Origin of the sequence: Rhizobacter sp. Root1221 (assembly GCF_001425785.1) — a bacterium.
Taxonomy (GTDB): domain Bacteria; phylum Pseudomonadota; class Gammaproteobacteria; order Burkholderiales; family Burkholderiaceae_C; genus Rhizobacter.
Window position 1 is genome coordinate 241,874 of record NZ_LMDI01000023.1, and the last position, 24,963, is coordinate 266,836.

At 67.0% G+C, this 24,963-nt stretch carries 25 protein-coding genes; 2 read left to right on the plus strand and 23 right to left on the minus strand.

The window, feature by feature from the left end:
- Positions 1-3 precede the first annotated feature (3 nt).
- Positions 4-657 (plus strand): urease accessory protein UreG, encoded by a 654-nt coding sequence (gene ureG / locus ASC87_RS17575; protein ID WP_056665099.1) that lies wholly within the window; start codon positions 4-6, stop codon positions 655-657.
- A 94-nt stretch (positions 658-751) separates the two neighbouring features.
- On the opposite strand, the gene ASC87_RS17580 is transcribed toward ureG, so the two are convergent.
- The 4 genes from ASC87_RS17580 to ASC87_RS17595 are packed head-to-tail and all read right to left on the minus strand — an operon-like array spanning position 752 to position 3,757.
- The gene (locus ASC87_RS17580) at positions 752-1,741 is read right to left on the minus strand and encodes a S49 family peptidase (protein WP_056664801.1); all 990 of its coding nucleotides are present in this window, start codon (positions 1,739-1,741) and stop codon (positions 752-754) included.
- Positions 1,742-1,750: 9 nt separating this feature from the next.
- Entirely contained in the window at positions 1,751-2,170 is a 420-nt protein-coding gene (locus ASC87_RS31950) for a Rieske 2Fe-2S domain-containing protein (RefSeq protein ID WP_056664804.1), read from the minus strand.
- Positions 2,163-2,825: an HAD family hydrolase gene (locus ASC87_RS17590; RefSeq protein ID WP_235582198.1), complete on the minus strand. Its 663-nt coding sequence runs from the start codon at positions 2,823-2,825 to the stop codon at positions 2,163-2,165. The genes ASC87_RS31950 and ASC87_RS17590 overlap by 8 nt, the downstream gene beginning before the upstream one ends.
- A complete protein-coding gene (locus ASC87_RS17595; RefSeq protein ID WP_056665102.1) occupies positions 2,822-3,757 on the minus strand; it encodes an RluA family pseudouridine synthase in 936 nt (311 codons plus the stop codon). The genes ASC87_RS17590 and ASC87_RS17595 overlap by 4 nt, the downstream gene beginning before the upstream one ends.
- 644 nt (positions 3,758-4,401) lie before the next feature.
- Here ASC87_RS17595 and ASC87_RS17600 point away from each other — a divergent pair.
- Positions 4,402-7,515 (plus strand): Rne/Rng family ribonuclease, encoded by a 3,114-nt coding sequence (locus ASC87_RS17600; RefSeq protein ID WP_056664811.1) that lies wholly within the window; start codon positions 4,402-4,404, stop codon positions 7,513-7,515.
- A gap of 96 nt (positions 7,516-7,611) precedes the next feature.
- Here ASC87_RS17600 and ASC87_RS17605 read toward each other — a convergent pair whose 3' ends face one another.
- From ASC87_RS17605 to fabD, 19 genes are all read right to left on the minus strand, one after another.
- The gene (locus ASC87_RS17605; RefSeq protein WP_056664813.1) at positions 7,612-8,496 is read right to left on the minus strand and encodes a 2OG-Fe(II) oxygenase; all 885 of its coding nucleotides are present in this window, start codon (positions 8,494-8,496) and stop codon (positions 7,612-7,614) included.
- 91 nt (positions 8,497-8,587) lie between these two features.
- A complete protein-coding gene (nagZ, locus tag ASC87_RS17610) occupies positions 8,588-9,670 on the minus strand; it encodes a beta-N-acetylhexosaminidase (RefSeq protein ID WP_056664816.1) in 1,083 nt (360 codons plus the stop codon).
- On the minus strand, positions 9,667-10,083 hold the full coding sequence (gene acpS, locus ASC87_RS17615; protein ID WP_056664819.1) for a holo-ACP synthase: 417 nt from the start codon (positions 10,081-10,083) through the stop codon (positions 9,667-9,669). Before acpS ends, nagZ begins: the two co-directional genes overlap by 4 nt.
- Positions 10,080-10,877 (minus strand): pyridoxine 5'-phosphate synthase, encoded by a 798-nt coding sequence (locus ASC87_RS17620; protein WP_082568701.1) that lies wholly within the window; start codon positions 10,875-10,877, stop codon positions 10,080-10,082. The genes acpS and ASC87_RS17620 overlap by 4 nt, the downstream gene beginning before the upstream one ends.
- 10 nt (positions 10,878-10,887) lie before the next feature.
- A complete protein-coding gene (gene recO / locus ASC87_RS17625) occupies positions 10,888-11,664 on the minus strand; it encodes a DNA repair protein RecO (RefSeq protein ID WP_056665104.1) in 777 nt (258 codons plus the stop codon).
- A 39-nt stretch (positions 11,665-11,703) separates the two neighbouring features.
- The gene (gene era, locus ASC87_RS17630) at positions 11,704-12,675 is read right to left on the minus strand and encodes a GTPase Era (RefSeq protein WP_056664829.1); all 972 of its coding nucleotides are present in this window, start codon (positions 12,673-12,675) and stop codon (positions 11,704-11,706) included.
- Positions 12,676-12,677: 2 nt separating this feature from the next.
- Positions 12,678-13,382 carry a ribonuclease III gene (gene rnc, locus ASC87_RS17635; protein WP_056664831.1) on the minus strand — a complete coding sequence of 235 codons (705 nt, stop codon included), beginning with the start codon at positions 13,380-13,382 and terminating at the stop codon, positions 12,678-12,680.
- Positions 13,383-13,414: 32 nt separating this feature from the next.
- On the minus strand, positions 13,415-13,783 hold the full coding sequence (locus ASC87_RS17640; RefSeq protein ID WP_056664835.1) for a DUF4845 domain-containing protein: 369 nt from the start codon (positions 13,781-13,783) through the stop codon (positions 13,415-13,417).
- Between the two features lie 25 nt (positions 13,784-13,808).
- On the minus strand, positions 13,809-14,798 hold the full coding sequence (gene lepB / locus ASC87_RS17645; RefSeq protein WP_056664843.1) for a signal peptidase I: 990 nt from the start codon (positions 14,796-14,798) through the stop codon (positions 13,809-13,811).
- The gene (lepA, locus tag ASC87_RS17650) at positions 14,798-16,606 is read right to left on the minus strand and encodes a translation elongation factor 4 (RefSeq protein ID WP_056664846.1); all 1,809 of its coding nucleotides are present in this window, start codon (positions 16,604-16,606) and stop codon (positions 14,798-14,800) included. The genes lepB and lepA overlap by 1 nt, the downstream gene beginning before the upstream one ends.
- Before the next feature lie 565 nt (positions 16,607-17,171).
- Positions 17,172-18,605, minus strand: coding sequence for a Do family serine endopeptidase (locus ASC87_RS17655; protein WP_056664849.1), 1,434 nt, complete (start codon positions 18,603-18,605; stop codon positions 17,172-17,174).
- Between the two features lie 97 nt (positions 18,606-18,702).
- Entirely contained in the window at positions 18,703-19,746 is a 1,044-nt protein-coding gene (locus ASC87_RS17660) for a MucB/RseB C-terminal domain-containing protein (protein WP_082568702.1), read from the minus strand.
- 3 nt (positions 19,747-19,749) lie between these two features.
- Positions 19,750-20,418 (minus strand): sigma-E factor negative regulatory protein, encoded by a 669-nt coding sequence (locus ASC87_RS17665; RefSeq protein WP_162255178.1) that lies wholly within the window; start codon positions 20,416-20,418, stop codon positions 19,750-19,752.
- Positions 20,419-20,478: 60 nt separating this feature from the next.
- Complete coding sequence (gene rpoE, locus ASC87_RS17670) at positions 20,479-21,087, minus strand: RNA polymerase sigma factor RpoE (RefSeq protein WP_056664854.1); 609 nt, start codon at positions 21,085-21,087, stop codon at positions 20,479-20,481.
- Between the two features lie 10 nt (positions 21,088-21,097).
- The gene (locus ASC87_RS17675) at positions 21,098-21,502 is read right to left on the minus strand and encodes a hypothetical protein (RefSeq protein WP_157604100.1); all 405 of its coding nucleotides are present in this window, start codon (positions 21,500-21,502) and stop codon (positions 21,098-21,100) included.
- 45 nt (positions 21,503-21,547) lie between these two features.
- Positions 21,548-22,792, minus strand: a complete 1,245-nt coding sequence (gene fabF / locus ASC87_RS17680; protein WP_056664860.1) for a beta-ketoacyl-ACP synthase II — start codon at positions 22,790-22,792, stop codon at positions 21,548-21,550.
- Between the two features lie 34 nt (positions 22,793-22,826).
- Complete coding sequence (gene acpP, locus ASC87_RS17685) at positions 22,827-23,066, minus strand: acyl carrier protein (RefSeq protein ID WP_056664864.1); 240 nt, start codon at positions 23,064-23,066, stop codon at positions 22,827-22,829.
- A 142-nt stretch (positions 23,067-23,208) separates the two neighbouring features.
- Entirely contained in the window at positions 23,209-23,958 is a 750-nt protein-coding gene (gene fabG, locus ASC87_RS17690) for a 3-oxoacyl-ACP reductase FabG (RefSeq protein WP_056664866.1), read from the minus strand.
- A complete protein-coding gene (gene fabD, locus ASC87_RS17695) occupies positions 23,955-24,893 on the minus strand; it encodes an ACP S-malonyltransferase (RefSeq protein ID WP_056664869.1) in 939 nt (312 codons plus the stop codon). The genes fabG and fabD overlap by 4 nt, the downstream gene beginning before the upstream one ends.
- Positions 24,894-24,963: the final 70 nt, after the last annotated feature.

Sequence of the window (24,963 nt, forward strand, 5' to 3'; positions counted from 1 at the left end):
GGCATGAGCAGCCTGCACTCCATACCTCACCGCACCAAGAAACTGCCGCCGCTCCGCGTGGGCGTCGGCGGCCCGGTCGGCTCCGGCAAGACCACCCTCGTCGAGATGCTGTGCAAGGCGATGCGCACGCAGTACGACCTCGTGGTCGTCACGAACGACATCTACACGAAGGAAGACCAGCGCCTGCTGACGGTCGCCGGGGCGCTGGAGGCCGAGCGCATCATGGGTGTGGAGACGGGCGGGTGCCCGCACACCGCAATCCGCGAGGACGCCTCCATCAACCTGGAGGCCGTGGACCGCATGCTCGAGAAGTTCCCGAACGCGGACATCGTGTTCATCGAGTCCGGAGGCGACAACCTGGCCGCCACCTTCAGCCCGGAACTCAGCGACCTGACGATCTACGTGATCGACGTGGCCGCCGGCGAAAAGATCCCGCGCAAGGGCGGCCCCGGCATCACGAAAAGCGACCTGTTCGTCATCAACAAGACCGACCTGGCCCCCTACGTGGGCGCCGACCTCGGCGTGATGGCGGCCGACACCACCCGCATGCGCACCAATGCGCAAGGGCTGCGCCCGTTTGTCATGACGAACCTCAAGACCCACGCCGGCCTGGCCGACGTGATCTCGTTCATCGAGACAAAAGGCATGCTGAAGTAGGGGCCCGTCATCCCGACGAAAGTCGGGACCCACTGGCCGCTGTCACCGCGACTCCCACGGTGGGCCCCGGCGTTCGCCGGGGTGACAAGCTGCGTCAGCGGATCGACCCCACGCTGCGCAGCGCCTTCACCGCCCCCGCCCCCACCGAAGCACCGAATCGCTTGGCCAGGCGTTCCGCCACGTTTTCCTTCGGCGTGTAGTCGATGATCTCGGCGGCCTGCACCACCTCGCGGGCCACGTAATCGAGGCTGCCCAGGTGATCGGCCAAGCCCATCTCGATGGCCTGTTCGCCGTTCCAGTACAGGCCGGAGAAGGTGTCGGCGCTGATCTTGAGCCGCTGGCCGCGGCCCTGTTTCACCACGTCGATGAACTGCTGGTGGATCTGGTCGAGCATGACCTGGGTGTAGGCCTTCTGCTTGTCGCTCATGGGCGAGAACGGGTCGCCGATGCCTTTGTTCTGTCCGGCCGTCAGCAGGCGGCGCTCGATGCCGAGCTTGTCCATGGTGCCCGTGAAACCGAACCCGTCCATCAGCACCCCGATGGAGCCGACGATGCTGGCCTTGTCGGTGTAGATCTCGTCGGCGGCCACGGCGATGTAGTAGGCCCCCGACGCGCAGGCTTCCTCGATCACGGCATAGACCTTCTTCTTGTGCAGTTCCTTCAGGCGGTGGATCTCGTCGTTGACGAGTCCGGCCTGCACCGGGCTGCCGCCCGGCGAGTTGAAACGCAGCACCACGGCCTGGGCGCCTTCATCCTCGAACGCTGCGCGCAACGCGGCCACGACGTTTTCGGCGCTGGCCTCGGTGTCGGGGGCGATCTCACCCCGCACCTCGACCAGCGCGGTGTGCGGTCCGCTGGGCGCGGACGTGGTGTTGCGGGCCGCAAACGACGCCCAGATGACCAGCCCGAACAACGTGATCCACATCAGCCGGAAGAACACACGCCAGCGCCGGTCGCTGCGGCGATCGCGCAGGTACTCGCGGGCCAACTGCTCGAGCGGGCCGCTCCAGGCAGGCGCCGCGGCGGGGGGTGGGGCCTGCACAGGGGCCGCCGGGGTGGTGGGGATCTCGTCTTGCGGATTCATGGAGGTCTTTCAGGTGCCCGTCGCGGAAGGTGCGCCGGGCTCGTCGAACACCGCGGGACGGGTGTCCCGGGAAGGATACCAATACACCCCGCCGTCGCGCTCCTCGACCCGCAGCGCCGTCAGGCTTCCGCGGCCGCACGGCCCCCCGGCGCAGCGGCCGGTGCGGGGTTCGTACTCGGCGCCGTGGATCGAACAGATGATGAACTCGCGGTCGCGGTCGAGGAACTCGCCCTCCTGCCAGTCCATCTCGGTGGGCACGTGCACGCACCGGTTCAGGTAGGCCACCACACGGCCGTCGAACCGCAGCGCGAAGGCCCGGGCCGGCTGGCGGAAGTGCATCACGTTGAACACGATGGCACGGCCGCGCTCGGCCAGGTCCGCGGCCGCACAGACGTATTCGGCAGGTGCGGCGGGGACGGGTTCAACCATGTTCAGAGAGCCAGACAGCGAGGTCGGCCACCGAATGGGCCACGTGCAGCGTGGGATACACCTCGAACGTGGCGGGCTCGTGCGCGCCGTAGCTGACACCGACGCTCGCCGTGCCGGCGTTGCGGGCCATCTCCAGGTCGTGGGTGGTGTCGCCGATCATCAGCGTGCGGTCGGGGTCCACGCCGAACTCGCGCATCAGCTCGTTGAGCATCAGCGGGCTCGGCTTCGAGGCGGTTTCATCTGCCGTGCGGCTGCCGTCGAACACGCCACGCAACTCGACGGACTCCAGCGCCTCGTCGAGCCCTCGGCGCGACTTGCCGGTGGCGACCGCGAGCCAGTGGTTGCGGGCCTTGAGCGCCTGCAGCATGGCCACGGTGCCCTCGAACAGCACGATCTCGTGCTGGCGGGCGAAGTAATGCTTGCGGTAGCGGTCGCCGAGTTCCGGGTAGCGCTCCCGCGGCAGGCCGGGCGCGGCATGCTGCAGCGCCTCGACGAGGCCCATGCCGATGACGTAGCTCGCGTCGCGGTCGCTGGGCACGGGCACGCCCATGTCTGCGCAGGCCGACTGGATGCACCGTGCGATCAGCGCGGTGGAGTCGAATAGCGTGCCATCCCAGTCGAAGGCGATCAGGTCGAATTGGCGGGGGCGGGTCATGGTGTCAGCGCTTCCACGAGTTTCTGGCATTCGGGGGGCAAGGGTGCAGCCAATTCGATCGTCTCGCCAGTGGCAGGGTGATCGAAGCGCAGGCGGCGGGCGTGCAGGAACATCCGGTCGAACCGGTGCCCTGGCAAGGCCTCGCCTCGGGCGAGCGCCTTGTTGACGGCGAAGTCGCCGTACTTCTCGTCGCCCGCGATCGGATGCCCCTCGTGGGCGAGGTGCACCCGGATCTGGTGGGTGCGGCCGGTCTTGATGGTCACGTCCAGCAACGTGAACGCCGCGAAGCGGGCGGCCACCCTCACGAGGGTGATGGAGCGGCGGCCGTCGTCGTGGTCGGCGTCCACGGTGCGCACGCGGCGTTCGCCCTCTGCGGTCAGGAACTTGTGCAGCGGCACGTCGATCACCTTGACCTTCTCGGGCCAGGCGCCATTGACGAGCGCCGCGTAGGTCTTGCCTGTTTCACGGCTGCGGAACTGTTCCTGCAGCGCCACCAGCGCCGACCGGCGCTTGGCGATCAGCAGCAGGCCCGATGTCTCCTTGTCGAGCCGGTGCACCAATTCGAGGAATTTGGCCTGCGGCCGCGCCCGGCGCAACTGCTCGATCACGCCGGAGCTCACCCCGCTGCCGCCGTGCACGGCCACGCCGGCCGGCTTGTTGACGGCCAGCAGGTGGTCGTCCTCGAACACGACGGGAAATTCACGGGCCGGGGCGGCCGGAACGTCCTCTCGATCGGCCACGCGCACCGGCGGCACGCGCACCACGTCGCCGAGCGCAAGGCGCGTGTCGGCCGCGGCACGGCCCTTGTTGACACGCACCTCACCCGAGCGGATCACCCGGTAGACGTGCGTCTTCGGCACACCCTTCAGGAATTTCAGCAGGAAATTGTCGAGGCGCTGGCCCTCGGAACCCTCGTCCACGACGACGTTCAGGACTGCCGGTTTGGCGCTTGCGGGGCCCGGCGGTTTGGCCTCTATAATGCGATGCACCACGTTATCGTCGTAAGTGTTTGATTTTCCAGAGTTTAACGTCGCACCTGCGGCGTAACGCGGCGGCCGGAGAGTAATCCGGCCACAAGGTGATGCAACGTGCCCGGTGCGCGACAGGCCCTGTCCCCATGTGACAAGGCGGCGCGAGGCCCGGCACGGCAGAGAAACAAGAACGAACCCCTGCAAAAAGGTTTTCAGGCGGTAGACATCGGACCCGAGACAACACCGAAGTACGGTGGCGGCTCAGCAACAAAGGTTCCGGCGTCTGCCACCCGCGTCCAAAGAATAAAGCGGATGAAGTTCCCGGCCCCCACCCCACCCTGCCCCACGCGCTACCCGCGCGCAGGCAGCGCCGTGGGCGGCCCCGGAGCCGCGGCCTCGCGGCCCGCTTTGCCTTCCACCACGCATGCGCCAACGCTGCCCGAACGGCCGATCGACTGATCGGCACCACGTTCAGACAGTCCAGGGCGATTCCTTCCGGTTCAGCAACGTTTCTCGTGCATCGATCCGTCGCCCCTGACTGACCTCGGGGGCGACATGTTGATGGTTGCCGTGTCCCGCTCCGCGGGTGCGGCCAAGGAGTGCACATGAAACGCATGCTGATCAATGCGACGCAGGCAGAAGAACGCCGGCTCGCGATCGTCGATGGCCAGAAGCTGCTCGACTTCGAGACCGAAATCGAAGGCCGGGAACAACGCAAGGGCAACATCTACAAGGCCGTCGTGACCCGCGTCGAGCCATCGCTCGAAGCCTGTTTCGTCGACTACGGCGAAGACCGCCACGGCTTCCTGCCGTTCAAGGAGATCTCGCGCAACTACTTCCGTGACGGCGTGGACGTGCGCAACGCGCGCATCCAGGACGCCATCAAGGAAGGCGACCAGCTGCTCGTGCAGGTCGAAAAGGAAGAGCGCGGCAACAAGGGCGCCGCCCTCACCACGTTCGTGTCGCTGGCCGGCCGTTACCTGGTGCTGATGCCCAACAACCCGCGTGGGGGCGGTGTGTCGCGCCGCATCGAGGGCGAGGACCGCGAGGAACTCAAGGAAAACCTCGACCAGCTCGAGTACCCGAAGGGCATGAGCCTGATCGCCCGCACCGCCGGCATCGGCCGCACCGCGGTCGAGCTGCAGTGGGACCTGAATTACATGCTCACCCTGTGGAAGGCCATCGATGGCGCCGCACAGGCGGGCAAGGGTGCGTTCCTGATCTACCAGGAATCGTCCCTCGTGATCCGTGCCATCCGTGACTACTTCACCGCGGACGTGGGCGAGATCCTGATCGACACCGACGACATCTACGACCAGGCCCAGCAGTTCATGAGCCACGTGATGCCGGAATCGGCATCGAAGGTGAAGCGCTACCGCGACGATGCGCCGCTGTTCAGCCGCTTCCAGATCGAACACCAGATCGAAACCGCGTTCTCGCGCACGGTGAACCTGCCGTCCGGCGGCGCCATCGTGATCGACCACACCGAAGCGCTCGTGTCGGTCGACGTCAACTCGGCCCGCTCCACGCGCGGCAGCGACATCGAGGAAACGGCCACCCGCACGAACCTCGAAGCCGCCGATGAAATCGCGCGCCAGATGCGCCTGCGCGACTTGGGCGGCCTCATCGTCGTCGACTTCATCGACATGGAAGAGTCGAAGAACCGCCGCGACGTCGAGAACCGCCTGCGCGACGCACTGCGCCAGGATCGCGCCCGTGTGCAGTTCAGCTCCATCAGCAAGTTCGGCCTGCTCGAACTGAGCCGCCAGCGTCTGCGCCCGGCCCTCTCCGAAGGCAGCCACATCACCTGCCCGCGCTGCAACGGCACCGGCCACATCCGCGACACCGAATCCAGCGCGCTGCAGATCCTGCGCATGGTGCAGGAAGAGTCGATGAAGGAGAACACCGCCGCCGTGCACGTGCAGGTGCCGGTGGAAGTGACCTCGTTCCTGCTGAACGAGAAGCGCACCGAAATCGCCAAGATCGAGCTGAAGCAGCGCATCACCGTGTTGCTCGTGCCGAACAAGCACCTCGACACCCCGAACTACCGCCTCGAGCGCCTGCGCCACGACGATCCGCGCCTCGAGAACCTGCAGGTCAGCTACTCGATGATCGAGGAGCCGGACGACGAAGTCGGCATCACCCGCCGCGAGAAGTTCAAGGCCAAGCAGGAACCGGTCATCAAGGGCATCCTGCCCGACACGCCGGCTCCCGTGGCCGTGCCGAAACCCGAAGCTGCCCCCGTCGCTGCAGCGCCCGTGGTGGCGCCCGCCCCCGTGGCGGCCGCACCCGCCCCGAGCGGCGGCTTCTTCGGCTGGCTGAAGAACCTGTTCGGTGGCGCAGCCGCCCCGGCACCGGTCGCAGCCCCGGCCGAGGCGCCGGCTGTCGAAACCAAGGAAGGCCGTGGCGATCGCGGTGACCGCAGTGGTCGTGGCAACCGTGGCAACGGCCGCGGCGGCCGTGATGGCAAACGCGACGGCGAACCGCGTGGTGAACGTGGTGAACGAGGCGAGCGCGGCCCGCGTGGCGACCGCGGTGAACAACGCGGGGGCGAACGTTCGGAAGCCCGTGGCGAGCGTGGTGGTGAAGGTCGTGAAGGCCGCAATGCCCGCCGCGGCGAGCGCACCGACGCACCGGTCGAAGCCGGCGCCGAAACCGCGCGTCCGCCGCGTGGTGAACGTGGTGAGCGCAGCGAACGCGGTGACCGCGGCCGTGGCCAGGAAGCCCGCGCCGACGGCGCACCCGCCCAGCGCGAAGAAGGCCGTGGCGAGCGTGGTGAACGGGGCGAAGGCCGCCGTGGTCCGCGCCAGGACCGTGAGGTCCGTGCCAACGCACCGGTCGAAACCGGCGCCGAGGAAGCCGTGCAGGCCCGCGCCTTTGTCGACACCGTGCCAGGCGGCGACACGCCCGAAGCCGGCGCCGAGACCGGTGAACGCACCGGCCGCCGCCGCAACCGCCGTGGCGGCCGCGGTGGCCGCGACCGCGACGACACACGTGGCGCCGATGGCACCACCGACGCCGTGGCCGACGCTGATGACACCCAGGCCGTGGCCGGCCTCGTGCCGGTGGCCGCGGGCACCGATGCCGAACTGGCACCGTCCAATGCAGTCGACGCCGCCCCGGTGACGGGCGAAGACGGTGTGGCCTCGGAACCGGGTGAACGCGAAGGCCGCCGCCGCAACCGCGGCCGGGGACGTGACCGCCAGCGCCGTGGTGAAGAAGGCGCGGAAGGCCAGCAGGCCACGCTGGAATCCACCGGTGACGTGGCTGCCGACCTGACCCGCCCTGTCGAGGTTGCCACCGAAGCCGCAGCCGACACCGTGGCCACCGCCCCGGTGGCTGTCGTGGCCGAAGCCCCCGCCCCCACGCCGGTACTGGTCGCTGCACCAGCCCCCGCGGTGGCAGAGGCTGCGCCGGCACCCGTGCCCGCACCGGCCCCTGTGCCGGTGGCCGCCGCGCCCGTCGCGGCACCGGCACCGGCCGCCTACGCGCTGCCCATCGGTGAACTGGAAGCCGTGGCCGAACAGCATGGCCTTCAGTGGGTGAACTCCGACGCGGACAAGATCCGCGCCGCGCAGATCGCCATCGCCAACGAGCCGAAACCAGCTCACGTGCCGCGCGAGATCAAGCCGGTGGTGTTGGCCGACGACGGCCCGCTGGTGCTGGTCGAGACCCGCAAGGACCTGTCGCAGGTGCGCCTGCCGTTCGAGACGAACTGACGCCTGGCAGGGTCAAGGAACGGCGCGCTTTGGCGCGCCGTTTTTCATGGAGGAGGCAGGAAGCCGGGCAGCAGCGGCGCCGCCGGTGGGCTCAGCTCAGCGGCCGAAGGTGCGCTTCAGCGCGTCCCAGAGGATCGGTGGCGCAAGGCTGCGCGCCATCTCGCGCGCACGCTCCTGCGGCTTCACGATCAGGAATTGGGTGGACTGCGGCGCCTTGTTGGCTTCCGCGGTCCGGATGTGGCTGCTGTAGTAGTACGTGGACAGCGAACGCCGCGTGCGGCCCTCGGGCAGCTTCATGGGCTCGGGATGGCCGTGGAAGCTTTCGGGCCCGTGGCACAGCACCACCACCCGGTTGAAATCAGGCTGGATGCTCGCGACGGCGTGCTTCTGGTGCTTGTCCCAGAGTTCGAGCGCCCCACCCCAGGCCGGATCCCAGTCCTTGTTGAGGTACGTCATCATGGCCATCTCGTTGTTCAGGCCGGTCTGGTGATGGCGGTCGAAATCGCGGTGGATGCCAAAGCGGCCCCCGTTGCGTGATTCGTGCAGGCCGCCGGCGTGCAACTGGGCATCGGCGATCAGCGGTGGTGTCTGCATCAAGTGAGCCATCAGGTCGACGAACCAGCCCGAATTGGCGATGCTGAAGTACAGCGTGGACGCCGGCCCGAACGGCAGCGTGGGCGGCGACCGGAAGATCTTCTGGTGGCGGCTCGTCCACTCCGTCCACTCGGGCGACGACAGCACCTCGAATTCCTCGCTGGCCAGCTCCAGCAGCACCGGGTTGAACCAACCCACCTCGCTCAGGTGCCGGAACGGCTGGGCCTGGGCCACGCGGTCGCGGACCTTCTGGATGTACTGCCGGTCGAACAGTTTCGGATCGACCAGGTCGCCGAGGCCAAGGGTCCTGCCGCGAATCGACACGGTGTCCGCAGCGGTGAAATGCCGGTACGGGTTGTTGATGACGGCGGGGGCTGCGGTGATCACGGTAACGTCGTCGGAAAGGGTTTCAAAAAGCAATGCGAACACGCCGCTGCAGCAAGGATCGAACCAGCTGCTGCACCGCAGCGTGAAAAAATCACGGCAGCCGCTCCAGCGCGCGTTGGTAGGCAGGATGATGCATCAACGTGTCCCACGTCAGGGGCGCCGATTGCGGCAGCAGCGCAACCCGACGGGCCTCGCTGTCCGGGTCGGCCGCCCAGCTGCCGTGCGCGAGCCCTGCCTCAAGGCCATCGAGCAGTTCGTCCACCGCCCGGCCATCACCCAGCGACTGGTTGCACAGCAGCACCAGGTCACAGCCGGCGTTCAGGGCCACGGTGGCGGCGTGGGCGTATGGCACCACGGTGCCGTCGATGCGGCGCGCACCTTCCATGCTCAAGTCGTCGCTGAACACAGCGCCGGTGAAACCCAGTTGCAATCGAAGGATGTCCTTCAGCCAGCGAGCGGAAAATCCTGCCGGCCTGTTATCGACTTTCGGGTAAATCACGTGTGCGGGCATCACGCTCGCCAGACTGGTGCTCAGCCACTCATAGGGCCGCGCATCGTCAGAGAGAATGGCCTTCAGCGCACGTTTGTCGACCGGGACGTCGGTGTGGCTGTCGGCCTTCACGAACCCGTGCCCCGGGTAATGTTTACCGCAGTTGGCCATGCCGGACAGCAGCAGGCCGTGCATCAGGCTCTTGGCCAGCACCGTGGTGACCCGGGCGTCGCGGTGGAACGCCCGGTCGCCGATGACGCCGGATGCGCCGTGGTCCAGGTCGAGCACGGGTGTGAACGCCAGGTCGACCCCGCACGCACGCAGCTCGGCACCCAGCACGTACCCGGCGGCCGTGGCAGCGTCAGTGGCGGTCAGTGCGCCCGTACCCGCCCCGGCAGACCCGTCGTGGTGCCACAGCTCGCCCAGCGCCCGCATAGGGGGCAAGTGGGTGAAGCCATCGGTGCGAAAGCGCTGCACCCGCCCGCCCTCGTGGTCCACGCAGATCAGCACGTCCGGCCGCACCGACTTGATCTCGTTGGTGAGTTCCACGAGTTGGCCGCGGTCCACCCAGTTGCGGGCGAAAAGGATCAGGCCGCCCGTGAGCGGGTGCTGGAGGCGGCGGCGGTCATCGGCGTTGAGCGTGGTGCCCGCGATGTCGAGGACAACGGGTGCGTGTTGGGTCATGATCGGTCTTCTCGTTGTGATTCGGTGGTTTCCACCACCACGAAGCTGGCAGCGTAGTCCTGTTCGTCGGTGACGGTCACATGGGCCACCAGGCGGCGCGCGGCGAACCAGTGGGCCAACGCACCATGCAGGCGGATCTCGGGTTTGCCGCTCGCGGCGTTGAGGATCTCGCAGGCGCGCCAGGTCATCGGCATGTGCATGCCGAGCCCGATGGCCTTGGAAAACGCCTCCTTCGCCGAGAAGCGGCTCGCGAGGTAGCTCAACCCCCGTGCCGCCACACGCGACCGGCGTGCGTGGAACACGGTGATCTCGTTCGGGCCGAGCACCTTCTCGGCGAAGCGGTCACCGCGCCGTTCCAGCGACGCGGCGATGCGCCGGATGTCACAAAGGTCGGTGCCGACGCCGTAGATCATGCGTTGCCCTCGCGCACGCACTGAAGGTAGTGGCGCACGGTGTCGGCCAGGCCGAATTCGAGCGCATCACCCACCAGCGCATGGCCGATCGACACCTCTTGCACACCCGGCACCCCTTTCAGGAAGGCGGTGAGGTTGTCCAGGCTGAGGTCGTGGCCAGCGTTCACACCCAGCCCCTCGCGCCACGCGGCGCGTGCGGTTTCGGCAAACGCCGGCAGCACGGTGTCGAGCCGGCCGTCGGCAAACGCCCGGGCGTACGACTCGGTGTAGAGCTCGACGCGGTCGGCGCCCACGGCCCGCGCCGCAGCCATGGCCTCGGGCACCGGGTCCATGAACAGGCTGACGCGGGCGCCCAGTGCGCGCACCTCGGCGATCAGCGGTACGAGCCGCTCAGCGTCTTCGGGAAAGCGCCAACCGTGGTCGGAGGTGGACTGTTCGACGCTGTCGGGCACGAGCGTGCACTGGTGCAGCGGCAGGCCCCGGGCCACCACCTCGCGGGCCAGGTCGAGCAGGTTGTGGAACGGGTTGCCTTCGATGTTGAATTCGGCACCTGGCCATGCCTTGAGCAACCCGGCGAGGTCGAATACGTCGTGGGGGCGAATGTGGCGTTCGTCGGGGCGGGGGTGCACCGTGATGCCGTCGGCCCCCGCCTCGAGGCAGAGCGTGGCCGCGCGCACCACGCTCGGCACACCGAGCGTGCGCGTGTTGCGCAGCAGCGCGACCTTGTTGACGTTGACCGACAAGGCCGTGCCGGCACGCTGGAGGTCGGACCCGCGGGTCATCAATGGGTTCATGGCAGGGGGCTCAGCCGAGGGTTTGGACACCGATCATCACCTGGCGCGTGCGAAGCACGTGCGAACCCAGATGATAGTGAAGCAGGGCCCGCACTTGCGAGCGCAACGCGGGCAAAACCCTGCCACACGCGAGCTGCAGCGCGGGGATGCTGCCGTGGATCAACGCCGCCTGCAGGTCGATCCACGCGGCACCGGAAATCGGTGTGTCGCTGGCACGTGCGGGCGACAGCCCCACCTCGGGCAGCAGCACGTAGCCCTGGTCGAGCGCGACCGACGCCTGGGTCGACGTGACCACGGTCAGGTCGGGCAACACACCGAGCCGCAGCAGCAGCGTCAGCTCGAACGCACGCAAGGCCGATTGGCCAGCCGTGTCGTCCGGCAGCGCAAGCGCCGGCAGCGTGGCCGCATAGGCATCGAACAGTTCCGGGTGGTGGTCCTGCCGGCCGAGCAGCTTCATCAGCAGCTCGTTGAGGTAGAAACCGCTGAACAGCGCGGCGCCTGTCAGCATGGCGGCGCCCCCGCCCCACTCGGCAGTGCGCAACGTGCGCACCTCGCCGGAGGTGTCGGCGCCTCCACTGTCATCGGACTTGGGCGGCTTGCCCAGCGTGACGTTCAGGCGCTGGAACGGCAGCAGCACCGGCCGCAGTTGCGAGTAGGGCCGCTTGGCCCCCTTGGCCACAACGGGCAGGCGCCCCAGCTCGCGCGTGAACAGGTCGAGCACGACACTCGACTCGCTCCAGTCGTACCGGTGCAGCACATAGGCCGTCAGCACGGACGCGGTGCGCACCGGGCGCACTGCTCGCGGGCCGCTCACGCTGGCGACCGCTTACTCGTAGCCGTAGCTGCGCAGGTGCTCTTCGTTGTCGGCCCAGCCCGAACGGACCTTGACCCACAACTCGAGGAACACCTTGCAGTCCATCAGCCGCTCCAGGTCCTGGCGCGTCTCGGAGCCGATGCGCTTCAGGCGCTCGCCATCGTTGCCGATCACCATGCCCTTGTGGGCATCGCGCTCGACGATGATGGTGGCAGCAATTCGGCGCAGGTTGCCCTCTTCCTCGAACTTGTCGATCACGACGGTGGACGTGTAGGGCAGTTCGTCGCCGGTCAGGCGGAACAGCTTTTCGCGGATGAGTTCGCTCGCGAGGAAACGGTCGCTGCGGTCAGTGAGCGCATCCTCCTCGTAGAACCACGGCTGTTCGGGCAGGTACGGTTTCACGATGCCCAGCAACCGTTCCACGTCGGCCGCTTTCTTGGCCGACAGCGGCACGAACTCGGCGAATGCGTGGCGGTCCTGCATGCCCTTGAGCCACGGCATCAGGTCGGCCCGGCGCTGCACCGTGTCGAGCTTGTTGGCGATCAGCATGACCGGCTTGTCCTTGGGCATCAGCGCCAGCACCTTGGCGTCGTCCAGCCCGAAGCGGCCCGCCTCGACGAGGAACAGCACCACGTCGACGTCGTTCAGCACGCCCTGCACCGTGCGATTCAGGTTGCGGTTGAGCGGCGCCGTGTGTTTGGTCTGGAAGCCCGGGGTGTCGACGAACACGAACTGGGTGTCGTCCACCGTGCGGATGCCGGTGATGCGGTGGCGGGTGGTCTGGGCCTTGGCCGACGTGATGCTGACCTTCTGGCCCACCAGCGCGTTCAGCAGGGTCGACTTGCCGACGTTGGGCCGGCCCACGATGGCCACGAGGCCGCAGCGGGTGTCATGGCCCTCGCCGCCATCCTCTGCGGATGGAGATTCGGGATCGTGCGCCTCGGCGTTTTGCTCGGGCACATCGGGGTCTTGCGGGTGGTTCATGATCAGGAGCGCAGGGCGCTGCCGGGTTTGTCGCTGGCCTTCAGGGCACGCAGCATGCGATGTGCGGCTTCCTGTTCGGCATTACGGCGGGACCGGCCTTCGCCGGTTTCGGTGAGGCCGAGCGACGGAACGGCGCATTCGACCTCGAAAGTCTGGGCGTGGGCCTGACCCCGGGTGCCGAGGATGCGGTACCCGGGCACCGGCAGCCGGCGCGCCTGGAGCCATTCCTGCAGCTCGGTCTTGGCGTCCTTGGCCCAGCCATCGATCTCGGTGGTGGCAATCACCTCGCCGAACATCAACTGCACCAGGCGGCGGGCGGCGTCGAAACCGCCGTCCAGGAAGGTGGCGCCGATGATGGCCTCGAGTGCGTCGGCCAGGATGGACGGGCGCTGCGCGCCGCCGCCACGGGCTTCACCGTCACTCAGGCGCAGCACGTCGGGCAGGCCCAGCACGAGCGCCACGCGGTGCAGGCTGTCTTCCCGCACCAGGTGGGCCCGCACGCGGGTGAGGTCACCCTCGTCGGACCCGCTGAAACGCTCGTACAGCAGGCCGCTGATGGCCAGGCTGAGCACCGCGTCGCCGAGGAATTCGAGGCGCTCGTTGTGGTCCGCCCCGAAGCTGCGGTGCGTGATGGCACGGCTCAGCAGGTCCGGCTGGGCAAAGGTGTGTCCCAGCCGTTGTTGGAGCGCAGTCAGGCGGTTGTCCACGGGGTTCGAATCGGGTGTCCCAGGTCGACAGCTTACTTCGACTGGCCCTGGTACTTCAGCAACAGGTATACAGGACCCATCAGCTCGATTTCCTTGTCGTAGGCAAACGAGATGACGACCTTGTCGTTCGACTTGGTGATTTCCAGGTCCTTGCCGTCGATGGAGGTAATCGAGTAGTCGACCTCCTTCTGCTTGTCGAACGCCGCACGCACCTCGGGCACCGTGCTGGCGCCGCTCGTGGCCACCTTTTCGACGGCCCGCTTGATGGTCAGGTATTCGTTCACCGTGGGCAGCACCTTCAGGGCCACCAGCGCGATCATGCCGATCAGGATGGCCCAGAACATCAGGCCGAACAGGGTCACGCCACGCTGCCTGCGCACCGAACGGAATGGGGGGGTCATGCTTTCTCGCTCCTCGTGGGGTAAGTCAGTCGAACGAACCGAAACGCTTGTAGTTGCCGAAGTTCATCCAGATGAAAAACGCCTTGCCGACAATGTTCTCATCCGGCACGAACCCCCAGAACCGGGAATCCTCGGAATTGTCGCGGTTGTCGCCCATCATGAAATAGTGCCCGGCCGGCACCTTGCACTTCACGCCTTCGGCACTGTAGCGGCAGTTGTCCTTGAACGGAAAGTTCTCATGGGGCACCACGTAGCTGGGGCGTTTCACGTCCACCAGGATGCGGTGCTCCTTCGCACCCAGCTTCTCGCTGAACTGCGGCAGGTAGTGCATGCCGTCCTCGCGGTTCGAGCGGGTGCCGTCCTCGTCGTAGAACTCGGGCATGGGCTGGGTGTCGACCAGCTTGCCGTTCAGGTACAGGCGCTGGTTCAGGTAGGCCACCTCGTCACCCGGCACCCCCACCACGCGCTTGATGTAGTCGATGGTGGGCTTGGCCGGGTACCGGAACACCATCACGTCGCCACGCTGCGGGTCGTTCAGCGGGATGATCTTCTTGTTGATCACCGGCAGGCGCACGCCGTAGTGGTACTTGTTGACGAGGATCAGGTCGCCGACGAGCAGCGTGGGCACCATCGACGCCGACGGGATCTTGAACGGCTCGAACAGGAACGAGCGCAGCAGGAACACGATCAGGATCACCGGGAAGAGCCCGGCCGTCCAGTCGAGCCACCAGGGCTGCGCCAGCAGTGCATCGCGGTCGGCGGAGATGTCACCGTCGACCTTGGCGATGCCCTTGTTGGCCAGTTGCTGCCGGCGCTGGGCGTCCTGCGCCTCGAGGTTCCGCGCCGCCACGACACGCTGCGGGGCGAAGTGGAAGCGCTCGGCCAGCCAGTAGGCCAGCGTGACGACCGTCAGGATGAACAGCAGGAAGGAGAAGTTGCCCGTCCATTCGCCGAGGTACCAGCCCCCGAGAAACACCACGAGGCAGCCATACAGCACACCAGTCAGAGCACCCATCAATCTTCCACTTGGAGGATGGCCAGGAACGCTTCCTGCGGCACTTCGACGGAGCCGATTTGCTTCATGCGTTTTTTGCCGGCCTTCTGTTTTTCGAGGAGCTTGCGCTTGCGGGAGATGTCACCCCCGTAGCACTTCGCGATCACGTTCTTGCGCAGGGCCTTGATTGTCTCACGCGCAATGATATTGGCCCCGATGGCGGCCTGGATGGCAACGTCGAACTGCTGGCGGGAGATCAGTTCGCGCATTTTCGCGACCACCGCGCGCGCGCGGTACTGGCTCTGCGTGCGGTGCACGATGATCGACAGCGCATCGACCCGGTCGCCGTTGAGCAGGATGTCGACCTTCACCACGTCGGCCGCCCGGTACTCCTTGAACTCGTAGTCCATGGAGGCGTAGCCGCGCGACACGCTCTTGAGCTTGTCGAAGAAGTCGAGCACGATCTCGGCGAGCGGCATCTCGTACGTGAGCATCACCTGGCGGCCGTGGTACGCCATGTTCAACTGCACGCCGCGTTTCAGGTTCGCGAGTGTCATCACCGGACCCACGTAGTCCTGGGGCATGTACAGGTGCACCGTGACGATGGGCTCGCGGATCTCGTTGATGCGACCGAGGTCGGGCATCTTCGAGGGGTTCTCGACCTGGATGACTTCCTTGCTGCCCAGTTCCACCTGGTACACCACCGACGGCGCGGTGGTGATCAGGTCCTGGTCGAATTCGCGCTCGAGCCGCTCTTGCACGATTTCCATGTGCAGCAGGCCGAGGAAGCCGCAACGGAAGCCGAACCCGAGCGCCTGCGACACCTCGGGCTCGTAGCGCAGCGACGAATCGTTGAGCTTGAGCTTTTCCAGCGCGTCGCGCAGCTGGTCGTACTCACTCGCCTCGGTGGGGTACAGGCCCGCGAACACCTGCGGCTGGATTTCCTTGAACCCGGGCAGCGCCTGGTCGGCCGGCCCCAGGTTGTTCGGCAGCTTCTTTTCCATCGTGAGCGTGTCGCCCACCTTGGCCGCCTGCAGTTCCTTGATGCCGGCGATCACGAAACCCACCTCGCCGGCCCGCAGCGCTTCGCGGGGCACCGACTTGGGCGTGAACACCCCCAGCTGTTCGGCCGCGTACGCCGCGCCCGACGCCATCATCTTGAAACGCTCGCCGCGCTTGAGCTGGCCGTCGACCACCCGCACCAGCATCACGACACCGACGTAGTTGTCGAACCAGGAGTCGATGATCATGGCGCGCAGCGGCGCCTCGGCACGGCCCTTCGGCGACGGCATGCGGGCGATGACCGCCTCGAGGATGTCGTCGATGCCCTCGCCCGTCTTGGCGCTGCACGGGATCGCGTGTTCGGCGTCGATGCCGATCACGTCCTCGATCTCTTCCTTGGCACGCTCGGGATCGGCCTGCGGCAGGTCCATCTTGTTGAGGACGGGAATCACCTCGACCCCGAGGTCGAGCGCGGTGTAGCAGTTGGCCACCGTCTGCGCCTCGACCCCCTGGCTCGCGTCTACCACCAGCAACGCGCCTTCGCACGCCGACAGCGAGCGGCTCACCTCATATGAGAAGTCGACGTGCCCGGGGGTGTCGATCAGGTTGAGCTGGTATGTCTTGCCGTCGCGCGCCAGGTACGTGAGCGCAGCGGTCTGCGCCTTGATGGTAATGCCGCGTTCGCGCTCGATGTCCATCGAGTCGAGCACCTGAGCCTCCATCTCGCGGTCGCTGAGCCCGCCGCACCGATGGATCAGGCGGTCGGCCAGCGTCGACTTGCCGTGGTCGATGTGGGCAATGATGGAGAAATTTCGGATGTGATCCATGGGACAGCGGCGACCGGAGGTTCGTTGCGGATTGTCGCGTCAGCAGGATGCTGCGCGAAGGCACACGAGCTCGGTGCGAAGAGGGGGCGTGACGCCCGTGCGTTGAACAAAAAAAAGGCACGTCGAAACTTTGACGCGCCTTCCAACAAAACGTATGGCAACTGCTTGTTGGGGTTTCATTGTAGCCAAAAGGACCACCCTGAAAACCGCGCCACTGCTTGATTGTGCGTCGTTGCAAGTCACCAACAGCGAAATCCATCCACAGTTTATCCACAAATGCTTGTGGGTAGCCTGGGGATAGTTGGAGAGGCCGAGACTCCTTGCATCGGCCAGCGGTAAAAGCCTGGCCGTCAGCCCCAATTGTATCGGATAGACGGCTGAATTCAGGTCCGATTGGGTCAGGTTGGCGCCCACCAACTTTCACGATATGAGACTAGGGGGATAGGCCTGTGGACACTTTTTTCTGGCCCGATTCCTGCCTCGTTTCGTCTCGTGGCAATTCCCGGTAAAGCAGTCGGATGCATGTCCTCACAGATTGGAGGACATGCCCTCGATCACCGCCCCGTCACTTCCCCAGGGGGATGCGCACGAACTGCGCCCACTCGCCACGCAGCAGCGTGACCGGGAGTGGTTTGGTCTTGTCGATCTTCGCGAGGACGGCGTCGAACTGCTTCAGGTCGGCCACGTCGGAGCTGCCCACCGCGAGGATCACGTCGCCAGCGCGAACACCGGCCGACTCGGCACCACCGGCAACCGCCGTGACCTTGACCCCGCCGGAGCCGCGCGTGGCCTGGCGCTCGGTCTCGGACAGGTTCGTCACCGTGAGACCCCACGGCTTGGCCGCCTGCGACCCCTTTGGTTCCGGTGCCTCGATGCGCTCGGGCGCCGATGCGGCAGCGGCCTGCGCGGGCATTTCGGCGAGGTTCGCCTTGATGTCCATTGCCTTGCCCCGGCGGTTGATCTGCAACACGATGGCCGAACCCGGCTTGATGATGCCGAGGGCGCGGCGCAGTTCCACGGGGCCGTCCACCAGCTTGCCGTTCAACGCGAGCACGATGTCGCCCGGCTGCAGGCCCGCCTTTTCCGCCGGGCCGCCCTTGACCACCTGGCTGACAAAGGCGCCGCGGTTCTTCATCTTCGTGAGGCCGTATTCCTCGGCGGCCTCGCGCGGCACCTCGATGGGCAGGATGCCCAGGTACCCACGCACCACCCGGCCGCCCGCCTTCAGCTGGTCGGCGATGCGCATGGCCTCGTCGATGGGGATGGCGAACGAGATGCCCACGTAGCTGCCCACGGGACTGTAGATCTGCGAGTTCACGCCCACGGCCTCGCCACGGATGTTGATCAGCGGCCCACCGGAGTTGCCCGGGTTCACCGCCACGTCCGTCTGCAACAGCGGCACCTCGGATCCCGTCTCGCGCTGCTTGGCGCTGACGATGCCGAGCGTCACGGTGTTGTCGAAGCCGAATGGTGAGCCGATGGCCACCACCCACTCGCCCACCCGCAGGCGGTTCACGTCGCCGATGCGCAGCACGGGCAGTCCGCTGCCATCGATCTTCACGAGAGCCACGTCGGTGCGCTCGTCGGCGCCGATGATCTTGGCCTTGAATTCGCGCTTGTCGGTCATGGTCACGTAGACCTCCGACGCGCCGGCGATCACGTGCGCGTTGGTCATCACGTAGCCGTCGGCGCTCAGGATGAAGCCGGAGCCTTCACCACGAGGCACCTCGTCGCTCTGCTGCAGCGACGGGGCACGCCGGCGGAACGGCATGCGCGGCCCCTCCCCGCTGCGTTCGGTGGTGCGGATGTTGACGACGGCCGGGCCCACCCTGTCGACCAGGTCGGCGAAGTCGGGCAGTTCGCGGGCCTGCGCCTGCGCTGCCAGCGGTGCGAGGAGAGTGGCCAGGCACAGCACGGTGCCGGTGGCCAGCAGCACGGCAAGGCGGCGAATCGAATCCAGGTTCGTCTTCACCGAACCGATGGCGAGGCTGGGGGGCATGAAGGGATCCTCAAGGTCAAAGGAAAACGCCGGGCACGCACCACCCGGCACCGGGCCGATGTTGCCTCAAAACCGGCCACCGCCCGAGCTGGGGGGCTCATTTGCGGCGTTCGAGCGCTTCGGCAAACAGGCGAAGGGTGGGCGCTGGCACGTCGCCCATCAGCGTGACCCAGGCATCCGCCTGGCGGTGCATGAGCGTCTGCGTGGCGCCGATGGCCGTGTTCATGGCACGCGGGTGGCGCTCCACGCTGTAGGGCTCGATGAACACGGTGACGTAGGTGATGCCGTCCGAGTACACGGCCTGCACCAGCTGCGGCTCCTGGGCAGCCCCTGGCGACTGCGTGCGCAGCGGACCGTCCACCGGGCGCTTCACGCAACTGACCATCTGGAACCCCGGCACCTTGGGTGACAGGCTCCAGCCTTCGTTCTCGAGCCGCGTGGCAACGGCCGCGGGCTGCAGCACGCGAAAGCCGTCGAGCTTGCGGATCGGCTGCAGCAGCGTGTCGATGGAGGGGTGCACACCAATCACCACGTCGGAGAACGCGGCGGATTCCAGCACGCTGCCCCGGTCGCCGAGCACCTCGGTGCGCAGCAGCAGCCCGGTGGCCTTGTCGGCCCACAGCCGGTAGCCGTAGCGGTGTGTGTCCTTCGGGCGCAGCGTCAGCACGTTGGCCTCGCGCCCCGCCACCCGCTCCTGGCCAGTGGAGCGCAGCTCGTAGAAGTCGGGCACGCGGTCACCGCCAGCCTGCAGCAGCCCGGGAAAGGAGCTGAGCTGGTCGCGCTGCTCCACCATGGCGATGCGGCGCTGGGGCCACACCGTGTGCACCTGCTCGTTGTGCCGCACGACGTGGCGGGTCTGCCCGTCGAGTGAATCGATGCGCTCGAACTGGTCGCGGCCTTCACAGTAGTGCGTGATGCGCGAGCTGGCCACCGCACCGCCGCTGCTGACCACCACCGTGCCCTGGTAGCTGCGCTTGCTGGCCGCCTCCTGGATGCGGCTGAGCCACGCCTTGGTCTCGCGCTTCTCCACGATGGCGTCGCCGCTGTTGAGCGCGGCCTGTGCGTGCGCGAGGTGGACCGGCAAGGCCGCCACCCAGAACAGGGTCAACCAGGAGATGCGTGCGCGGGCAGTCGCCGTCATGGATCAGCGGCCCGTGGTTGCCGCGGCGTTGCGCAGGAACCCGGATGGCACGCCCGGACCCGAGCTGCCCCCGAACTTCTTGTGGGCGGCCAGGTATTCGTCGAGACGGGCGTCCCGGACCAACTGCCCGTCGAGGGCATCAACCGGTTCGACCTGCCGGTCGAAGGCCTGCACCGCCACCGGCGCTGGTGAAGACGCGGGCACCAGCGTGGCCGTGGCGTTGGCGTTGCCCGCGGCCGCGAGCACGGTGCCCGCGTCGCCGGCCACCGGCATGCGGGTGACCACCAGCACGCTGGCCACGACCGCGAACCCGGCGACCACCGCCGCCGGCGTGCGCCACTGGCGGCGCCCGGCGTGGCCGTTGGCCACCGCCGGCTGCACCACGACCTCGACCGGCGCCAGCGCCGGCTGGGGGGCGAGCACCACCGGCTCGGCGGCCAGGCGCTCACGCAGCGAGGCGAGGAACGCGCTGTCCCGCGATGCCGTGGAGGCGAGGTCGTCCGATCGGAGCACGTCGCCGATCAACTGGTAGGTGTGCCAGGCCTCTCGGGCGGACGTGTCGTCGCGCCACTGGGCGCATGCGCGCGCCACGGCGGAGTCGTCGAGTTCGCCATCGACCAGCGCCGACACATCTTCCATCGGGGGCAGCTTGCCATCAGACCGTTGCGACATAACCATCTCCAACACAACCATTCGAACCACGACGGGGGCCGACCCAGCGAGCGGCACCCATCACCAGCGTTCACCTTCACGCGTGTCCAGCAGCGGGCGCAAGCGCAGCGCGATGGCTTCGCGCGCCCGGAAAATCCGCGACCGGACGGTGCCGATGGGGCAGTTCATCAGGTCGGCAATCTCTTCGTAGCTCAGGCCTTCGATCTCGCGGAGCGTGATCGCCTGCCGCAAATCCTCGGACAGCGCCTCGATCGCCGCGTTCACCGCGGCGGCGATTTCCTTGCTGGCCAACACTGCTTCGGGTGTTTCGCCGTCGGTTAGTTCATTCTCCACCCGGGAAGTTTCATCGTCGTCTTCCCTCGATGCGCGCGCGGATTCCGTCACGATCGGGTCCCGTTTCAGGCCCACGAGGGCCTTCTTGGCGGTGTTGACGGCGATCCGGTACAGCCAGGTATAGAACTGGCTTTCACCTCGGAACTGCGGGATGGCGCGGTAGGCGCGGATGAAGGTTTCCTGGGCGATGTCGGGCACCAGGTCCACGTCGCGCACCATCCGGCCGATCAGGCGCTCGATGCGACGCTGGTACTTCACGACCAGCATCTCGAACGCCTTCACATCGCCGCGTTTCACACGCTCGATGAGAGGGGCGTCAACATCAGGAGAGGTCATTCAGGCGCATTCAGAGGTCGGCGGCGAACCGCTCGGCGGGCGGGCGCGCGGAATATACCGTACAGCGCAGGGCGTGCCAGGCGGCCTCGTGGCCGCGGCGCTGCACCGGCAGCCACCGCGCGCCCCACCGGCCTTCCGGGGCAAACCGGAGCAGCATCCAGGCGCCGGCATCGAGGGCCACCGACACACGGCCAGGGGCTGCATCGAGCAGCCAGGCCTGGGTGTCCCACCGCAGGTGGAATGGCCGGGGCGGCCGCACCACCGGCCAGAGGGCCGGCCCCGCCAGCAACAGTGCCGAGATCGCCAGCGGCAGGGTGTCCCGCAGGGACCAGGCCCAGGCCACCGCAGCGGAAGCCGCGGCCAGCGACACCGTGAGGCACAGCCCGCGCCACACGCCAAAGCGTGACACGGCCACGGAAAAAGCCGGTGGCGCCTGCATGGCCCGGGCGCGGCGCGTCGGTCAGACGCGCTTGAACACCAGGGTGCCGTTCGTGCCGCCGAACCCGAAGTTGTTCTTCACGGCATATTCGATCTGCATCTCCCGCGCGGTATTGGCGCAGTAATCCAGGTCGCACTCGGGGTCCTGGTTGAAGATGTTGATCGTGGGCGGTGCCACCTGGTCCTTCAGGGCCATCACGGTGAACACCGACTCGATGCCACCGGCGCCGCCCAGCAGGTGACCGGTCATCGATTTCGTGGAACTGATGGCGAGGCTCCTGGCGTGGTCGCCGAAGGCCAGCTTCAGCGCGTTGGTCTCGTTCGCATCGCCGAGCGGCGTGGAGGTGCCGTGGGCGTTGACGTACTGCACCTGGTCGGGATTGATCCCGGCATTGCGCAGCGAGGCCTTCATGGACCGCTTGGGACCATCGACGTTGGGGGCGGTCATGTGGAACGCATCACCGCCCATGCCGAAGCCGGACAGTTCCGCATAGATCTTGGCGCCGCGGCGCTTCGCGTGCTCGTACTCCTCGAGCACCAGCACGCCGGCACCTTCGCCCAGCACGAAACCGTCGCGGTCCTTGTCCCAGGGGCGCGAGGCCGTCTTGGGATCGTCGTTGCGCGTGGACAGCGCCCGCGCAGCGGCAAAACCGCCCACGCCCAGCGGCGAGACGGTGGATTCGGCGCCACCGGCGATCATCACGTCGGCGTCGCCGTATTCGATCAGGCGGCCGGCTTCACCGATGCAGTGCAGGCCGGTGGTGCAGGCCGTGACGATGGCCAGGTTGGGGCCTTGGAACCCGAACTTGATCGACACGTGGCCGGAGATCATGTTGATGATCGATGCCGGCACAAAAAACGGGGACACGCGGCGTGGGCCGCGTGCCACCAGTTCGGCGTGGGTTTCCTCGATCATCGGCAAACCGCCGATGCCCGAACCCACGATGCAGCCGATGCGTTCGGCTGCTTCTTCACTCAGCGCGTCGCCCGTGGGCAGACCCGCGTCCTTCACCGCCTGAATGGACGCCGCCAATCCGTAATGGATGAAGGTGTCCATGTGGCGGGCTTCCTTGGCCGGGAAGAAGTCCTCGACATTGAACCCCTTCACCTCGCCCGCAAAACGGCAGGCAAAGTTCGACGGATCGAACTTGGTGATGGTGTCAATGCCGGAACGTCCGGCCAGGATGTTGGCCCAGCCCTCAGCGACCGTGTTGCCCACGGGGCTGATCAGACCGAGGCCGGTGACGACGACGCGACGACGGGTCATACGCTTTACTGGCAGTGAATGGAGGACGAGGCCATCAGGCCTTCTGGTTCTTCAGCGCGTAATCGATCGCGAGCTGAACGGTGGTGATCTTCTCGGCTTCTTCATCGGGGATCTCGATGCCGAATTCGTCTTCCAGGGCCATCACCAGTTCCACGGTGTCGAGTGAGTCGGCGCCCAGGTCAGCCACGAAGGCCTTCTCGTTGGACACATCGGCCTCAGGCACGCCGAGTTGTTCGGCAATGATTTTCTTCACACGTGCTTCGATATCGCTCATGACTCACTCCTCCAGGAGGGTTTACTTGGACAGCCCGAGATTCTACGGCTTGTGGGTCGTCTGCTTCGAGACACCCCCAGGACGTGCCGGTCGGGCTTGATAACCGGATGAAACGGGCGCCAGTACAAGCCGGCGCCGCACCTCAATTCATGTACATGCCACCGTTGACATGCAGTTCGCTGCCGGTGATGTAGCCGGCCTGCGGGGATGCGAGGAACGTGACCGCGTTGGCGATGTCCTGCGCCGAACCCAACCGGCCCAGGGGGATCTGCCCCAGCAGGGCCGCGGTCTGCGCGTCCGACAATTCCTTGGTCATGTCCGTCTCGATGAACCCGGGAGCCACGCAGTTCACCGTGATGCCGCGGCTGCCCAGTTCGCGGGCGAGCGAGCGGGTCATGCCGGCCACGCCGGCCTTCGCGGCCGCGTAGTTCGCCTGGCCGGCATTGCCGCTGGCCCCGACGACGGACGTGATGTTGACGATGCGGCCGTAGCGCTGCTTCATCATGGGCTTGATGGCGGCACGGCTGGCGCGAAAGACGGCCTTCAGGTTGGTGTCCACCACCGCATCCCAGTCGTCGTCCTTCATGCGCATCGACAGCGTGTCGCGCGTGATGCCGGCGTTGTTGACCAGCACGTGCAGGCCGCCGAATTCCTTGACGATGCCGTCGATGGCGGCGTCGAGCCCGGCAGCGTCGTTGACGTTGAGCACGATGCCGCGGGACCCTTCATGGCCGGCGAGCGCCTGGCCAATGGCCTGCGCACCGGCCTCGGTCGTGGCCGTGCCGATGACCTTCAGGCCTTGCCTGGCCAGCGACAGCGCGATGGCCCGGCCAATGCCGCGCGACGCACCCGTGACGAGGGCAATCTGCCCCACCACCGAAATTTCACTCATTGCAGCAACCCCTTTGCTTCCGCCAGCGAGGCGGGATCGAACACCGGTGCACCCGTGGCATCGGCCTCGATGCGCTTGACCATGCCAGCCAGCACCTTCCCCGGACCGCATTCGAGGATGTGGAGGATGCCACGCGCGCGGATGGCCTGGATGGTTTCCACCCACCGGACCGGACCGAAGGCCTGGCGGTACAGCGCATCGCGGATGGCTTCCGGGTCGGTCTGGACTGCCACGTCGATGTTGTTGATCACCGGAATGGCAGGCGCGGCGATGGCCGTGGTGGCCAGCTTTTCCTTCAGGCGCTCGGCCGCCGGCAGCATCAGGCTCGAATGGAACGGCGCGGACACCGACAGCACCAACGCACGCTTGGCACCCTTGGCCTTGAGCACCTCGCAGGCCTTCTCGACCGCGGCCTTGGTGCCGGCGATCACGATCTGCTTCGGGTCGTTGAAGTTCACGGCCTCGACCGGCTCGCCCGCGGCGGCAGCGGCCTCGGCACAACCGTCACGGACAGCCTGGGCATCGAGACCCAGGATGGCAGCCATGCCACCCGCGCCCACGGGAACGGCTTCCTGCATGGCCTGCGCGCGAAAGCGCACGAGCGGCAGCGCGTCAGCGAGCGTCAGCGCGCCGGCGGCAACCAGGGCCGAGTACTCGCCGAGCGAGTGCCCCGCCACGACGGCCGGTTGCAGGCCGGTTTCGGCGAGCCACGCGCGCAGGCACGCCACCGCGGCGGTCAGCATGACCGGCTGGGTGTTGGTGGTGAGGTCGAGCGATTCCTTCGGGCCTTGCGCGATCAGCGCACCGATGTCCACGCCGAGCGCATCGGAGGCTTCCGCGAGGGTGTCGCGCACGGCGGCGTGGTCACCCCAGGCGTCGAGCATGCCGACGGTCTGGGAACCCTGGCCGGGAAAAACGAATGCAAACGGAGTCATGGCAACACTGGGTCTGTTGTCGGGAGGCCGCGCCCGGGAAAGAGGCGGCGACGGAAATGCAGAAGAACGC

Bases quoted from the DNA above. Each gene is read 5' to 3' on its own strand.
- ASC87_RS17620 (WP_082568701.1), bottom strand. From the start codon at position 10,877: ATGAACCCATTGATGACCCGCGGGTCCGACCTCCAGCGTGCCGGCACG.
- lepA (WP_056664846.1), bottom strand. From the start codon at position 16,606: ATGGATCACATCCGAAATTTCTCCATCATTGCCCACATCGACCACGGC.
- era (WP_056664829.1), bottom strand. From the start codon at position 12,675: ATGAACCACCCGCAAGACCCCGATGTGCCCGAGCAAAACGCCGAGGCG.
- ASC87_RS17600 (WP_056664811.1), top strand. From the start codon at position 4,402: ATGAAACGCATGCTGATCAATGCGACGCAGGCAGAAGAACGCCGGCTC.
- fabD (WP_056664869.1), bottom strand. From the start codon at position 24,893: ATGACTCCGTTTGCATTCGTTTTTCCCGGCCAGGGTTCCCAGACCGTC.
- ASC87_RS17590 (WP_235582198.1), bottom strand. From the start codon at position 2,825: ATGACCCGCCCCCGCCAATTCGACCTGATCGCCTTCGACTGGGATGGC.
- nagZ (WP_056664816.1), bottom strand. From the start codon at position 9,670: ATGACCCAACACGCACCCGTTGTCCTCGACATCGCGGGCACCACGCTC.
- ASC87_RS17655 (WP_056664849.1), bottom strand. From the start codon at position 18,605: ATGCCCCCCAGCCTCGCCATCGGTTCGGTGAAGACGAACCTGGATTCG.
- rpoE (WP_056664854.1), bottom strand. From the start codon at position 21,087: ATGACCTCTCCTGATGTTGACGCCCCTCTCATCGAGCGTGTGAAACGC.
- ASC87_RS17640 (WP_056664835.1), bottom strand. From the start codon at position 13,783: ATGACCCCCCCATTCCGTTCGGTGCGCAGGCAGCGTGGCGTGACCCTG.
- ASC87_RS17580 (WP_056664801.1), bottom strand. From the start codon at position 1,741: ATGAATCCGCAAGACGAGATCCCCACCACCCCGGCGGCCCCTGTGCAG.
- fabG (WP_056664866.1), bottom strand. From the start codon at position 23,958: ATGAGTGAAATTTCGGTGGTGGGGCAGATTGCCCTCGTCACGGGTGCG.
- acpP (WP_056664864.1), bottom strand. From the start codon at position 23,066: ATGAGCGATATCGAAGCACGTGTGAAGAAAATCATTGCCGAACAACTC.
- ureG (WP_056665099.1), top strand. From the start codon at position 4: ATGAGCAGCCTGCACTCCATACCTCACCGCACCAAGAAACTGCCGCCG.
- ASC87_RS17660 (WP_082568702.1), bottom strand. From the start codon at position 19,746: ATGACGGCGACTGCCCGCGCACGCATCTCCTGGTTGACCCTGTTCTGG.
- fabF (WP_056664860.1), bottom strand. From the start codon at position 22,792: ATGACCCGTCGTCGCGTCGTCGTCACCGGCCTCGGTCTGATCAGCCCC.
- ASC87_RS31950 (WP_056664804.1), bottom strand. From the start codon at position 2,170: ATGGTTGAACCCGTCCCCGCCGCACCTGCCGAATACGTCTGTGCGGCC.
- lepB (WP_056664843.1), bottom strand. From the start codon at position 14,798: ATGGGTGCTCTGACTGGTGTGCTGTATGGCTGCCTCGTGGTGTTTCTC.
- ASC87_RS17665 (WP_162255178.1), bottom strand. From the start codon at position 20,418: ATGTCGCAACGGTCTGATGGCAAGCTGCCCCCGATGGAAGATGTGTCG.
- acpS (WP_056664819.1), bottom strand. From the start codon at position 10,083: ATGATCTACGGCGTCGGCACCGACCTTTGTGACATCCGGCGCATCGCC.